7 protein-coding genes are annotated in these 14,938 nt (G+C 68.6%); 3 read left to right on the plus strand and 4 right to left on the minus strand.

The window, feature by feature from the left end:
• Positions 1-60: 60 nt before the first annotated feature.
• The gene (gene rfbB, locus Amac_RS18785; protein WP_307729736.1) at positions 61-1,041 is read right to left on the minus strand and encodes a dTDP-glucose 4,6-dehydratase; all 981 of its coding nucleotides are present in this window, start codon (positions 1,039-1,041) and stop codon (positions 61-63) included.
• A 257-nt stretch (positions 1,042-1,298) separates the two neighbouring features.
• Between rfbB and Amac_RS18790 the strand changes: the two genes are divergently transcribed.
• Complete coding sequence (locus Amac_RS18790) at positions 1,299-2,528, plus strand: class I SAM-dependent methyltransferase (RefSeq protein WP_170322554.1); 1,230 nt, start codon at positions 1,299-1,301, stop codon at positions 2,526-2,528.
• A gap of 137 nt (positions 2,529-2,665) precedes the next feature.
• Here the strand turns inward: Amac_RS18790 and Amac_RS18795 are convergent, their stop codons facing one another.
• Positions 2,666-3,418 carry a thioesterase II family protein gene (locus Amac_RS18795; RefSeq protein WP_155355690.1) on the minus strand — a complete coding sequence of 251 codons (753 nt, stop codon included), beginning with the start codon at positions 3,416-3,418 and terminating at the stop codon, positions 2,666-2,668.
• Positions 3,419-3,579: 161 nt separating this feature from the next.
• Between Amac_RS18795 and Amac_RS18800 the strand changes: the two genes are divergently transcribed.
• Entirely contained in the window at positions 3,580-4,560 is a 981-nt protein-coding gene (locus Amac_RS18800) for an ATP-binding cassette domain-containing protein (protein ID WP_155355691.1), read from the plus strand.
• A 3-nt stretch (positions 4,561-4,563) separates the two neighbouring features.
• Positions 4,564-5,331, plus strand: coding sequence for an ABC transporter permease (locus Amac_RS18805; RefSeq protein ID WP_155355692.1), 768 nt, complete (start codon positions 4,564-4,566; stop codon positions 5,329-5,331).
• Positions 5,332-5,397: 66 nt separating this feature from the next.
• Here Amac_RS18805 and Amac_RS18810 read toward each other — a convergent pair whose 3' ends face one another.
• The gene (locus Amac_RS18810; protein WP_170322555.1) at positions 5,398-6,378 is read right to left on the minus strand and encodes an enoyl-CoA hydratase/isomerase family protein; all 981 of its coding nucleotides are present in this window, start codon (positions 6,376-6,378) and stop codon (positions 5,398-5,400) included.
• Between the two features lie 64 nt (positions 6,379-6,442).
• Positions 6,443-14,920, minus strand: a complete 8,478-nt coding sequence (locus tag Amac_RS56225) for a type I polyketide synthase (protein WP_155355694.1) — start codon at positions 14,918-14,920, stop codon at positions 6,443-6,445.
• Between the last annotated feature and the right edge of the window lie 18 nt (positions 14,921-14,938).

Consider the following 14,938-nt stretch of genomic DNA (forward strand, 5'->3'; position numbering starts at 1 on the left):
GTTTCTGGTTAATAGAAGTGGCGCTGGCCCAGAAAGCGGGCCAGCGCCCTGGTCCCACCACTACACGTCAATGGATTCCCACCAGGATCGGTTCTCCTGGTACCAGGTGAAGACGTCCTCAAGACCTTCCTTGAAATCGATCACGGGTTCGAACCCGATCTCCTCGGTGATCTTCCTGTGGTCGAGCGAGTACCGGGGGTCCTGAGCCGGCCGGTCTGGCACATTGCGGACGCGGTCCCAGCCGGCCCCGGCCAGTTCGAGCAGCAGGCCGGTCAGCTCACGGTTGGTGAGCTCCGTTCCGCCGCCGATGTTGTAGATCTCGCCGGCGCGGCCCTTGTCAAAGACCAGGGAAACGGCGCGGCAGTGGTCGTCGACGTGCAGCCATTCGCGGATGGCGCTGCCATCGCCGTGCAGTGGGAGGTCACGCCCCTGGAGCAGGCGGGTGACGAAGCCGGGGATGATCTTCTCAGGATGCTGACGGGGTCCATAGTTGTTGGAGCATCGGGTGATCGACAAGTCCAGGCCGTGCAGGCGCCAGTGCGCTCGGGCGAGGCAATCGCTGGCCGCCTTCGACGCCGAGTAGATGTTGTTGGGCTCGACCGGAAACTGTTCCGTCCATGATCCGTCCTCGATCGACCCGTACACCTCGTCGGTGGACACGTGCACGACGCGCTGAATTCCACTCGTCCTGCACTGTTCGAGCAGGCGGTGGGTTCCCATCACGTTGGCCCACACGAACGGTTCCGCGTCGTCCCCCGCCCTGTCGACGTGCGACTCGGCGGCGAAATGTACGACTCCGTCGTGTCCGGGCAGGAGATCAGCCAGCAGCTGCCGGTCGCAGACGTCGCCGTGCACGAAGGTCAACTTCAGATGTGCCTCGGGCAGGTTGTCCCTCCGGCCGGCATAGGTCAATTTGTCCAGAACGGTGATCCGGGTGTCCTCGTGGCCGGGGTACCGACCGTCCAACATCGACCGTACGAAATGGGATCCGATGAACCCAGCTCCGCCAGTAACCAGGATTCGCATGTGATACTCCTTCATCCGCGTTACCTGCCTCGCCCCTGGCGGACAACTCAGGACGGAAACACGGTGTCGGCGAATGTGGCTCCCCCAGATCGAGGGGGTTCGTTCCCGCGATTGTGCCTCAGCCCGATCAGGTATTTCCCTTAGTGTTCGCGGACGTAAGCTCCGACCGCCGGTTACTCAAGGGCTTGTCGTGAGCTGCCGAAATGTCTTCCGCCAGATCGAGCGCGGTGGCCACGGCGGCCGGACACGATGGGCGGAGGGAGAGAACGCTGATGGACACCACCAGCCGGTGCTTGGTGTGCGGGACCGACAGTCTGGAAGGGGTGGTCTCGCTCACCCCGACTCCGCCCGCCAACGCCATCGCGTCCACAGCCGAGGCGGCCCGAGCTCAGGAACGGTACCCGTTGGACCTCGTGCGCTGCGCCAGGTGCGGCCTGGTCCAGCTGGTGGACGTGGTGCCCCGATCGGTCCTGTTCGCCGACTACCGGTACGCCACGGGCGCCGCTCCCGCCCTCGTCGAACACTGCCGTGCGCTGGCCGCCGGGGTCACGGATCGACTGGGGCTGGACGCCGGGGCGAAGGTGCTCGAAATCGGCTCGAACGACGGCACGCAACTGAGCTTCTTCGCCGAGCGCGGCATGACGGTGCTCGGTGTCGACCCGGCAGTCGAGCTGGGGACCTACGCGCAGGAGCGGGGAGTGCCGACGCTGGCCACGCATTTCGGCGTGGAGACGGTCGAGAAGATATTGAGTGAGATCGGGCCCGTTGACGCGGTGCTGGGCAGCAATGTGCTCGCCCACGTCAACGACGTGAACGGAGTCCTCCGCGCGATCCGCCTGCTCCTCAAGCCGGGCGGCCGCGCCGTCATCGAGGTCGCGCACGTCCTGCCGATGGTCCAGCACGGTATCTTCGAGTTCGTCTACCACGAACACCTTTCGTACTTCTCCCTGCATGTGCTGGCACAGGCGGCCGCGGCGAACGGCCTCGCGGTGTTCGACGCTGAGCTCATCCCGGCCCAGGGAGGCTCCTTGCGCTGCTGGATAGGCCGCGATGACGAAGCCCGCCCCTCGACGGCCGAATTCGACCGGATCTTGCGGGCCGAGGCCGACGCGGGCGTGCCCGACGGCAGTTTTCTCGACGGCTTCGCGGACCGCGTCAACCGGGTCTGCACGACCCTCAACGACGTGCTGGCCGGTCTGTCGAAAGTCGGCGGGCGGATCTGCGGGTACGGCGCGTCGGCGCGGGCCGTCACCCTGCTCTCCCAGGCCGGAGTGGGCGGTCAGATCGCGTGGATCGTCGACGACAACCCGCGCAAGGTGGGCAAGTTCACGCCGGGCGACGGTATCCCCATCGTGAGCTCCGAGCGGTTGACCGCGGACGCGGCCGACTACTGTGTGCTGTTCGCCTGGAACTTCGAGTCCAGCATCCGCGCCCGGTCTGCGGCGTTCACGGCATCCGGCGGCGCGTTCGTCGTGCCGTTCCCGGAGCTGTCCATCAGGTGATGTGACGGACGCGGCGCGGCACGCCGACCTCGGCCTGGTGGCAGGCGATGTCCGTGACCGCGCCCGAATCCGGGAAACAGTCGCCGCCGGGCGCTTCGACGCGTCACGCGGCCGCCGGCGGCAGGACTGGTCGCTCGTTACGCCCCGAGTGCCTGAGCGATCTCTTCGTTCACCGCCTGCTGATGCCGGGTGAGGAAGAAGTGCCCGCCAGCGAACACCCTGATGCGGAAGTGCCCTTCGGTGTGCCGACGCCAGGCCTCCGCCTCCTCGACCGTCGTCTTCGGGTCGGCGTCTCCGGTCAGCGCGATGATCGAGCCACGCAGGCGTTGCTCCGGATCTCCGCGGTAGGTCTCGATCGCCCGATGGTCGCCCCGAAGCGCGGGCAGCGACATTCGGAGGATCTCCTCGTCGCCGAGCACTCCGGCGTCCGTACCGTTCAGCAGCTTGATCTCGGCGATGATGCCGTCGTCGTCGCGCCGGTGGACCGACTCGTCCCGCTGGGTGGACGGCCCGCGGCGTCCCGAGGCGATCAACGTGTGCGGCGCGTTGACGCCCTTCCGCTCAAGCCGGGAGGCCACCTCGAAGCCGATCACCGACCCCATGCTGTGGCCGAAGAAGACCGTCGGCTTCTCCGACAGCGCGATCAGCTCGTCGACGATTCGATCCGCCAGCAGGCCGATGTCCGTGATGCACGGCTCCCGCAGCCGATCCTGCCGCCCGGGGTACTGGATGGCCACCACATCGGTGTCCGGTGAGAATTTGGCCGAGGTCGGCAGGAAGAAGCTGGCTGATCCGCCCGCATGAGGGAAGCACACCAGACGCCTGCCCGCCCGCGCCGCCGGGTGGTAGCGACGGATCCATGCGGTGCTGACGTCGTCTGCGGTACTCACGATCTGTTGGTCCCTTCATCGCGCCGAATTCCGCTCAGACCAGTGAACCCCGGCAACGACTCGCAAAATTACTACTTCTCCGCGCACTAGAAAACTCCGATGATTTCCCGGTTTTTCTACGTCTACTGTCCTGCTGACAATGTGCGGCAAGAGGGGTTTCCATGATCACGACCCATGGGCTGGCACGCAGTTTCCACGTGGACGGTCGGCGGATCGACGCGGTCAAGGGTGTCGACATCGACGTGTCGCCGGGTATGGGCGTCACTTTGCTGGGCCCCAACGGAGCGGGTAAGACCACGTCCTTTCGCATGCTCACGACGCTACTCCGGCCGACCGCCGGCACCGCCACCGTCGCCGGCCACGATCTGCTGGCCGATCCGACGGGTGTACGCAGACGCATCGGTTACGTCGCGCAGGGCGGTGGTACCTGCGGCGAGCACACGGTTCGCGAGGAGCTCGAGACGCAAGGCCAGCTGTACGGCCTGTCGAGGGCCAAAGCGCGGCGCCGCGGCGGGGAGGTGGTGGAGCAGCTTGAGCTGAACGGTCTGGAGAATCGGCTGGTCAAAACACTGTCAGGTGGGCAGCGCCGCCGTCTGGACGTCGCTCTCGGGCTGGTTCACTCGCCGCTTGTCGTGTTCCTCGACGAGCCGACAGCCGGGCTGGACCCGCAGAGCAGGGCGGCCCTGTGGAAGCGCGTGCACATGTTGCGCACCGAGCTGGGCACCACCGTGTTCGTCACGACCCACTACCTGGAGGAGGCCGATGCCTTCTCCGACCAGGTGCTCATCATCGACCACGGGCAGATCATCGCGGAAGGTACTCCCGAGGCCCTCAAGGCGAAAGTGGCCGGGCACCGGGTCGAGATCACGGTGCCGATGGACCTGGTCCAGGCCGCGGCCGCCATCGCGGAGCGTCTCCCCCATGCGAGCAAACCCTCGGTCATAGGAGACACCGTGCGGTTTCAGGTGCCGAGGGGAGACGCCGTGATTCCCGATCTGATCCGCGCCATGGATTTGGCGAGCATCCCCACTCTCTCGATCCAGGTCGTACAGCCGACCCTTGACGACATATTCCTCCTTCTGACGGGTCGGAGCATCCGTGAGCAGCCCAACACCGAGACGTCAACCCCCGACAGGATGTGACCCATGTTTCGCGACGCAGCGCTGATCTTCCGGGGCGAGCTGATCCTGACGCGTCGGTCCTGGGCACCCATGGCGCTTTCGATCGCCCAACCCCTGACCTGGCTGGTGCTCTTCACCCCGCTGATGGTCGGACTCATGAAGGAGACGCCAGGCTCCCCTCCCGGGGGCGCCTGGATGGTCATGACACCCGCCCTCACGATCTATCTGGTGCTCATGAACAGCGCGTTCACCGGATACAAACTCCTGGGGGACCTGAGCAACGGAGTGCTCGAGCGCATGCGGGTCACTCCGGCCAGCCGCACGGCGCTCCTGCTCGGCTACGCCATGATGACCGTGCTCCAGACAGTGATCCAGAGCATTATGGTGTTCCTGCTGGCCTGGATACTCTTCGATCTCCCCTTAACGCTCATCGGCACACTGCTGACCCTGGGCGTCGGGGCCCTGCTCACCTTCACGCTCACGGCATGCTCGATCACCCTGGCACTGTTGGCGAAGAGCGAACCGATCTTCACCGCGATCATCAGCACGGGTCTGCTGCCGCTGACACTCCTGTCGGGCATTCTGATGCCCATAACACCCGACCTGGCACCCCAATGGCTCTATATCCTGTCGCGGTGCAATCCGCTGACCTGGATCGCCGATCTCACCAGGGCGACCTTCACCGCTAACTACGCGTTTGAGCCGGTAGTCATCGGCGGCGGCATACTCGTGGCGATAACCGTGATGTCACTCTGGTGGGGCACCCGGACCTTCAATCGCGAGATCCTCTGACCTCGGGCCGGCCGATGCGACAGCACCGACCGGCCGACTGGTCACCTCAGCGGGGAAAGGCGCCGATCACGACGGCTCCGGTCCCCGTACCGTGACGTTCATGTCGAGCGCGGTGCCCTCGATCCATGGTTCGGGCTGGGTCAGGAACACCGAATCGCCGTCGGTGCCCTCCTGCATCTGCACCCAGCGCCGCATGGCGGCCTGGGTGGTCGGTGACGTGAAGTTCATCAATGCGGCGGTGGCCTCTTGGTTAAGACTGGCCCGAGCCGAGATGGACTGGGCGTCGTTGAAGATCCGCTTCTGCCGGGCCACCACCTTCCGCGGCCGGCTGGCGTAGCGCTCCGCCATCCGCTGGACCGTGTCCAGCAGGTCCTCGGCCGGCACCACCCGGTTCACCAGACCCAACTCCAGGGCCTCCTGCGGTGAATAGAAACGCGCTTCGAGCATCATCTCCAAGGCTCGGGACGGCCCGACGAGCTGGGCGAGCCGTTGCCCGCCCAGGGCGGTGTTCAACCCCACCGACAGTTCGGGCAGGCCGAAGCCGGCATCACGATCGGCCGACACGCGCAGGTCGAAGAAGACCGACATTTCCAGGCCACCGCCGCCGCACGGCCCGTTCACCGCGGCGATCCACACCGCCGGGGAGTACATCAGTCGCAGCGCCATGTGATGAAACTGGGTTATCGAGAGCAGTCCGCTCAGCGAGGAACGCGCGATCAGACGTTCACCCGCCCAGCCCGTCATGGCCCGCACACTCCGGAACAGGTTCTGGGCGACCGCATGGGAGATCTCCGGCACGCCATCGGAGTGCTCAGAGATGCGGGCGATGTCGGCGTGCGTGATGAACCGGCCGGGCCGCGCACCGGTGACGACGACCGCGCCCACCGAATCGTCGTGCTCCACCGCCTCGACGAGCCGGATGAAGTCCCGCTGCATCGTGGTGGTCAGGTAGTTGAAGGGCGGGTCGTCCACCCGCGCCGTCAGCACCCGGCCCGACTGCTCAAGCCGCAACGTGGACAGTTCGAGACCCGCCGCACCGCCATCCACCGGCCGGCGATCCGCCTGTTCTCTACTGGACTGAGTTGGACGATCCATTGGTCTGAGAACTCCCTCAGTGTTCCAGGCGGAACCAGCCGTCGATCAGGCGGGCCGTGTCCTCCGCCTTGTCGGCGAGCATCGAGAAGTGGTTCGCGTCGATCGTCCGTACGGCATGCGACGGGTCGAACGGCGTCGCCCGCCAGTAATCCGATTCAGGTTCGACGTCAGCGAACGGCTCCGTGCACTGCACGAACAGCACGGGCGCGCTCACGTCCGCCAGTTCGACGTCGTGCATAATGGCCGCCCAGTGCGCCATGGCGGAAAGTCGCGCGCTGTTGAACTCGCCGAAAACCGTCTCCATCTGCAGGATGTACTGCAGCATCTGCTCGGACAGCAGCTGCGAATCGCCACCTGCCGGGGAATGGAAGGAGTCCAGCATCACCACCCCCGCCGGGGAGATCCCCGACTTCTCCAGGACACTCGCCGCGCCGTAAGCGAGAATGCCGCCGGCCGAATGACCGACGAGCACGAACGGTTCCCCCGCACTGGCCTGCGCGATGCTTTCCGCGATGCTCCCGAGGGCGATGTCCATCGTGGCGGGCAGGCCCTCACCGACGGCGTAGCCCAGCAGGGGAAGCGCCGAGACGTGTCTTTCCCCCCGGAAGTGCGCGGCGAACCGCGCATACTGATGAACGCCGCCGGTCACCGTGGAAGAACTCACGCAGATCAAGCGCGGCCGAGCCGCGCCATTGGCCAGCGTCACCGGTCGAGGGATCTCCCGCAGGTCGACGGGTGCGTCGTACATGGGCCGGGTCCGCGCCACGGCATACAGCAGTCCCAACGCCTCCTGCGCTTTGCCGGAACGGAAGGCGCCGCGGAACAACTCCGCCACGGTGTCGTCCACCTGGGCCACCGCAGTCGCCTGGCCGGCATTCATCCGGGTGCCGAACTCATGCCGCAGCCAACGGCCGAGACCAGCGGAATTGGTGTTCTCGAACACCGCCATCAGCGGGAATTCCCAACCAATCGCCTTGACCAGGGAGTTACGCAATTCGGTCGCGGTGAACGAGTCGAGGCCCAGCTCGAAAAAATCACGTTCGAGATCGACGGCCGACGAGTCGCTGTGGCCGAGAACGGCAGCCGCATGACGCCGCACCAGTTCCTCCAGCACCTCGTCCTGCTGGGCTTCGCCAAGCCCGCGCAACCGCTCCCCTACCGGGTCGGCCTCGGGTGTCGCCGCACCGAGCAGCGGATGGTACGTCGCGGCCCGCCCCAGCGCCGCCACGTCGCCCATACCGGAGTCGGCGTTCTCAGGCCAGTACCTCTGGTGCTGGAAGGCATAGGTCGGCAGATCGACCCGGTGCCCGCCCGGCAGCACCGCCCGCCAGTCGACCGGCACCCCGTGCACGTGCAACTCGGCCAGCGCCGTCATCGCCGCAGTGTGTTCGTCCCGGTCCTTACGCATCACCGGCACCTGCACCGAGACCGGCGCGTCCGAGCCGGCGATCGTGGCAAGGCTTTCCCTGGCCATGGCGGTCAGGACGCCGTCGGGGCCCAGCTCCAGATAGGCCCGCACACCCTGAGCGCGCAGGGCACGAATCCCGTCGGAGAACCGGACCGCTTCACGCACCTGCTTCACCCAGTAGTCCGGCGAACACAGTTGCTCGGGCGTCGCTGCTTCTCCGGTCAGGGTGGACACGATGGGGATCCGCGGTGGGTTGTAGGGGAGCCTGTTCGCCAGCGTGCGGAAGTCCGCCAGCATCGGGTCCATCAGCGGCGAATGGAACGCGTGCGACACCCGCAACCGCTTCGTCCGCGCCCCGCGCTCCGCCAACACGGCCGTCAACTCAAGGACCGGCTCCTCCATTCCGGAGATCACCACCGATACCGGAGAATTGACGGCGGCGATCGACACCTCGTTCTCACGTCCGGCCAGCAACTCGGCGACCTCCTCCTCGGAAGCCTGCACCGCCACCATCGCCCCACCCGCGGGGAGCGCCTGCATCAACCGCGCCCGGGCCGCCACCAGCGCACACGCATCGCTCAGCGACAACACCCCGGCCACGTGCGCCGCCGTGATCTCCCCGATCGAATGACCGGCCAGCACATCCGGCCGCACACCCCACGACTCCACCAGCCGGAACAGGGCGGTCTCCAGCGCGAACAGCGCCGGCTGCGCCCACCCCGTCTGATCCAGCAACTCCGCCTCGGCGAACAAGACGTCGCGCAACGGCCCGTCGAGCAGGGGGTCCAGCTCCGCGATCACCGCATCCAGCGCCTGGGCGAACACCGGGAACCGGTCGTACAGCTCCCGGCCCATCCCCGCCCGCTGACTCCCCTGGCCAGTGAACAGGAACGCGAGCCGGGGCTCCGCACCGGCCACCCCGCGCACCACACCCGCACCCGGCAGGTCCTCCGCCAGCGCGCCCAGCCCCGCAAGCGCACCATCGTGATCGGCGGCCAGCACCACCGCGCGATGCTCGAACACCGACCGCGACGCAGCCAGCGAGATCGCCGTATCGGCCAGCGCCACCTCACGACGGCCATCCACATGCGAGGCCAGCCGCTCGGCCTGCGCCCGCAACGCCTGACCCGTCCTGGCCGAGACCAGCACCGGCACCACACCCGATGCCGGAACCTCCGCGCCCGGTTCGGCCGGAACCTCCGGCCCTTCCTCCAAGATCACATGCGCGTTGGTGCCGCTGATCCCGAACGACGACACACCCGCCCGGCGCGGACGACCGGTCCGCGGCCACTCCGCCGGCTCGGTCAGCAGCTCCACCGCACCCGCCGACCAGTCCACATGCGAGGACGGAGTATCGACATGCAGCGTCTTGGGCAGCAGCCCATGGCGCATGGCCAGCACCATCTTGATCACACCGGCGACACCCGCGGCCGCCTGGGTGTGACCGATGTTCGACTTGATCGCCCCCAGCAACAGCGGACGACCCTCCGGCCGGTCCTTGCCGTACGTGGCCAGCAGCGCCTGCGCCTCGATCGGATCACCCAGCGTGGTTCCCGTGCCGTGCGCCTCCACCGCGTCCACCTCGGCCGCCGACAAACCGGCACCGGCCAGCGCCTGCCGGATCACCCGCTGCTGCGAAGGACCGTTCGGCGCGGTCAGTCCGTTCGACGCGCCGTCCTGATTGATCGCCGAACCGCGCATGATCGCCAGGACCTGATGCCCGTTGCGCCGAGCGTCCGACAACCGCTCCAGCACCACCACACCCACGCCCTCGGACCAGGTCGTGCCGTCGGCGCTGTCGGCGAACGCCTTGCACCGGCCGGTCGCCGACAGCCCACCCTGCGCGCTGAAGCCGATGAACACCCCCGGGGTGGCCATCACGGTCACACCACCGGCCAGCGCCAGCGAGCACTCACCCGAGCGCAGCGCCTGCGCCGCGAGGTGCATCGCCACCAGCGACGAAGAACACGAGGTGTCCACCGTCACCGCCGGGCCCTCAAGACCCAGCGTGTACGAGATCCGACCGGTCACGACGCTTCCCGCGGTACCGGTGCTGGCGAAGGCCATCACCTCCGGCTGGAGGCCGAGGCTCATCACGTAGTCGTGGTGGATCAGCCCGGCGTACACACCGGTACGGCTGCCGCGCAACGAGACCGGGTCGATCCCCGCCCGCTCGATCGCCTCCCAGGACGCCTCCAGCAGGAGCCGCTGCTGCGGATCCATCGCCAGCGCCTCACGCGGCGAAATCCCGAAGAACCCCGGATCGAATTCGGTCGCGTCAGCGAGGAAACCGCCCTGGAAGTCCAGCTCGCCTTGTGCCTGCCAGCCCCGGTCCCGGGGCACCGGGGAGATGGCGTCCCGGCCTTCGGCGACCAGCCGCCACAGATCCTCCGGAGAGTTCACTCCCCCCGGATAGCGGCAGGCCATCGACACGATCACGATCGGATCGTCCGCCACCGGCACCACCGCCGACGGCGCCGCCACCTGTGCCTGCCCGCCCAGCAGCTCCGCCAGCAGGTGGTCCGCCAGTACGGCCGGCGTCGGGTAGTCGAAGACCATCGTGGCCGGCAGGTTCAAACCGGTCGCGGCCTGGAGCGCGTTGCGGAGCTCGACCGCGGTCAGCGAGTCGAACCCCAGGTCCTTGAAAGCCCGTCCGGTCTCGATCGCATCCGCGCCGGAATGCCGCAGCACCACGGCGACCTGCTCGCGGACCATGTCACGCAGGACCTGCGACCGCTCGCCCGCCGCCAGCTCACGCAGTCGTGCCCGCAGGGCGGAGGCCGCCGACTGCTCGCCTTCCCGGATGGCACGACCCGCCTCGACCAGACTCCGCACTTCCGGCAGATCGCCGAGCAGAGCGCTCTCCCGTACGGCCGTGAACGTCGGGGCGAACCGCTCCCAGGCGATGTCCGCGACCGCGACGGCCGCGTCGCGGTGCGCGACCGCCCGCCACAGCGCGGTGACGGCCACGCCCGGCGTCATCACCCGCACGCCACGCCGGGAAAGGTAGTCCTGTGCCGCGCCGGCGGCCATGCCGTCCCCGGCCCAGGGGCCCCACGCGACCGAGGTCGCCACGGCCGCGCGCGCCCGCCGCTGTTCGGCGAGGGCGTCGAGACAGGCGTTGGCGGCGGCGTACGCGGCCTGGCCGCCGCTGCCCCACACCGCGGCGATCGAGGAGAACAGCACGAAGAAGTCGAGCTCGAGGTCACCCAGCAACTCGTCGAGGTTCAGCGCGCCGACGACCTTCGCCCGCATCACCTCGGCCAGCTCGGCGGCGTCAAGCCCGTCCAGGCCGTTCGCCGGGCTGATACCGGCGGCATGGACCACCCCGGTCAGCGGGCACTCGGCTGGGACGTCGGCCAGCACGGCCGCGAGGTCGTCCGCATCGGCCACGTCGCACGCCACGATGCTCACCCGGGCGCCCAGCGCGGTCAGCTCCTCGCGCAACTCGGCTGCGCCGTCGGCCGCCAGGCCCCGCCTGCTGGTCAGCAAGAGATGTTCGGCGCCCTGGGCGGCCAGCCACCGGGCCACGTGACCACCGAGCGCACCCGTGCCACCGGTGATCAAGACCGTGCCGTGCGGTCGCGGCATGGCGTCGGTGCCCCGGTAGGGAGCATGGGCCAGTCTGCGGCCGTACACGCCGGTCGAGCGGATCGCCACCTGATCCTCGGCATCGGGGGCGGTGAGGATGCCCGCCAGCCAGGTCACCACCCGCTGGTCCAGCGTCTGGGGAAGGTCGATCAGGCCGCCCCACCGCTGCGAGTACTCCAGCGCGGCCACCCGGCCAAGGCCCCACACGCCCGCCTGAGCCGGGCTCGGCGCCTGGTCGGACCGGCCGATCGAGACCGCGCCCTTCGTGACACACCACAGCGGCGCCTCGACACCGGCATCACCAAGCGCCTGCACCAAGGTCACCGTCAGCGCCGAACCCGCGGAGACCTCCGTGGTCTCACGCAGCGCCAGCAGCGACACCACCCCGGCCGGTTCCGCATCGAGGCTCTCGCGCAGTCGCTCCGCGAGCGCGGCCCGGTCCTGGCCGGACACATCCAGCCGTACGGCCGCCGCGCCGAACATCTGGACCACGGACTCCACCCAGACGTCGCCCGCCAGTTCGGCGGGCACGACGACGAGCCAGCTGCCAGGGTCGGCAGCGGCCGAGACGCTGGTCAGCGGCTTCCAGCTGACGCGGTAACGCCAGGAGTCCGCGACGGACGTCTCACGCTGGGCCCGGCGCCAGGACGTCAACGCCGGCAACACCGCACCGAGCGTCTCCTGCTCCACATCCAGCCGCGCCGCCAGGGACTGAAGATCCTCACGCTCGATGGTGGCCCAGAACTCCGCGTCCACCGGATCGGCCACGGCGGCGCCGTCGGCGGGGGCGGCGGCCTCGGGCCAGAACCGCTGGCGCTGGAAGGCGTACGTGGGCAGGCCGACCCTGCGGCCGCGCGGGAGCACCTTCTCCCAGTTCACCGGCACCCCGTACACGTGCAGACGAGCCAGCGCCTCGGTGGCGGCCTCGTGCTCGTCCCGGTCCCTGCGCAGCAGCGGCACCAGCGCGACGTCTGATTCCAGGTCAGCCAGCGTGTCCTGGGCCATGGCGGTCAGGACGCCGTCGGGGCCCAGCTCCAGATAGGCCCGTACGCCCTGCACGTGAAGGGTGCGCATCCCGTCGGCGAAGCGGACCGAGCCACGGACCTGATCCACCCAGTAATCCGGCGAGCACAGTCGCTCGGTCGTGGCCGGTTCCCCGGTCAGGGTGGAGACGATGGGGATCTGCGGCGGGTTGTAGGCGAGCCTGCCGGCCACCGTGCGGAAGTCCGCCAGCATCGGGTCCATCAGCGGCGAGTGGAACGCGTGCGACACCCGCAACCGCCGCGTCCTGACCCCCTGGGATTCCAGCGCGGCGGCCACCTCAAGCACCGCCTCCTCGACACCGGAGAGCACCAGCGAGGCAGGACCGTTGACCGCGGCGATCGACACCTCCTTTTCACGCCCGGCCAGCAGATCGGCGATCTGATCCTCCGACGCCCGCACCGCGACCATCGCCCCACCGGGCGGCAACGCCTGCATCAACCGCGCCCGGGCCGCCACCAGCGCACACGCATCCGCCAGCGACAGCACCCCGGCCACATGCGCCGCCGTGATCTCCCCGATCGAATGACCCGCCAGCACATCCGGCCGCACACCCCACGACTCCACCAACCGGAACAACGCCGTCTCCAGCGCGAACAACGCCGGCTGCGCCCACCCCGTCTGGTCCAGCAACCCCGCCTCGGCGAATATGACGTCGCGCAACGGCCTGTCGAGCAGCGGGTCCAGCTCAGCGATCACCTCATCCAACGCCTGCGCGAACACCGGGAAACGGTCGTACAACTCCCGGCCCATGCCCGCGCGCTGACTGCCCTGACCGGTGAACAACACCGCCAGTTGCGGCTCCGTCGCGGCCACGCCGCGCACCACACCCGCACCCGGCCGGTCCTCCGCCAGCGCCCCCAGCCCGGCCAGCAGACCATCACGGTCCCCGGCCAGCACCACCGCACGATGCTCGAACACCGACCGCGACGCAGCCAGCGCGAACGCCGTATCGGCCAGCGCAACCTCACCACGGTCCCGCACATGCGAGACCAGCCGCTCGGACTGCGCCCGCAACGCCTGACCCGTCCTGGCCGAGACCAGCACCGGCACCACACCCGATGCCGGAACCTCCACACCCGGTTCGGCCGGAACCTCCGGCCCCTCCTCCAAGATCACATGCGCGTTGGTGCCGCTGATCCCGAACGACGACACACCCGCCCGGCGCGGACGACCGGTCCGCGGCCACTCCACCGGCTCGGTCAGCAACTCCACCGCACCCGCCGACCAGTCCACATGCGAAGACGGCGCAGCCACATGCAACGTCTTGGGCAGCACCCCGTGCCGCATGGCCAGCACCATCTTGATCACACCGGCGACACCCGCGGCCGCCTGCGTGTGACCGATGTTCGACTTGATCGCCCCCAGCAACAGCGGACGACCCTCCGGCCGGTCCTTGCCGTACGTGGCCAGCAGCGCCTGCGCCTCGATCGGATCACCCAGCGCCGTACCGGTGCCGTGCGCCTCCACCGCGTCCACCTCGGACGGCGACAAACCGCCGCTGAGCAGCGCCTGCCGGATCACCCGCCGCTGCGAAGGACCATTCGGCGCGGTCAACCCATTCGACGCGCCATCCTGGTTGACTGCGGACCCACGCACGACCGCCAGGACCTGATGCCCGTTCCGGCGCGCGTCCGACAGCCGCTCCAGCACGAGCACGCCGACGCCTTCAGACCAAATGGTGCCGTCCGCCGAGTCGGAGAACGCCTTGCAGCGACCGTCCGGCGCCAGCCCGCCCTCGAAACCCACGAACGCCAACGGCGACGTCATCACCGTGATACCGCCGGCCAGTGCCAGCGAGCACTCACCCGAGCGCAGCGCCTGCGCCGCAAGGGACAACGTCACCAGCGACGATGAGCAGGCGGTGTCCACCGTCACCGCCGGGCCCTCCAGACCCAGCGTGTACGAGAGACGGCCGGACAACACGCTGGCCGACAGACCGGTGAGGCCGTGGCCCTGCGTATCCGCCTGAGTGCTCATGAGCAGATTCGCGTAGTCCTGGCCGTTGGTGCCCACGAACACGCCGGTCTGGCTGCCCTTCAGCGAGCCCGGGTCGATCCCGGCCCGCTCGACCGCCTCCCACGACACCTCCAGCAGCACCCGCTGCTGCGGATCCATCGCCAGCGCCTCACGCGGCGAGATCCCGAAGAACCCGGCGTCGAAGTCCGCCACATCAGGCAAGAACCCGCCCTGGCCCCCGACGCCCATCGCCGACAGCAATTCCACATCCCAGCCCCGATCGGCCGGGAAGGGCGAGATCGCGTCCGCACCCTCGGACAGCAACCGCCACAGATCTTCAGGAGAATCGACCCCGCCGGGATAGCGGCACGCCATCGACACGATGGCGATCGGCTCATGCCTACCGGACTCCACCTCTTCGAGCCGCCGGCGAGTCTCGTGCAGATCGGCGGTGACCCACCTCAGGTACTCGACGAGCTTCCGGTCTTCAGACATGAGCGTGGTCCTTCGGTA

Origin of the sequence: Acrocarpospora macrocephala (assembly GCF_009687865.1) — a bacterium.
In the GTDB taxonomy this organism is placed as follows: Bacteria; Actinomycetota; Actinomycetes; order Streptosporangiales; family Streptosporangiaceae; genus Acrocarpospora; species Acrocarpospora macrocephala.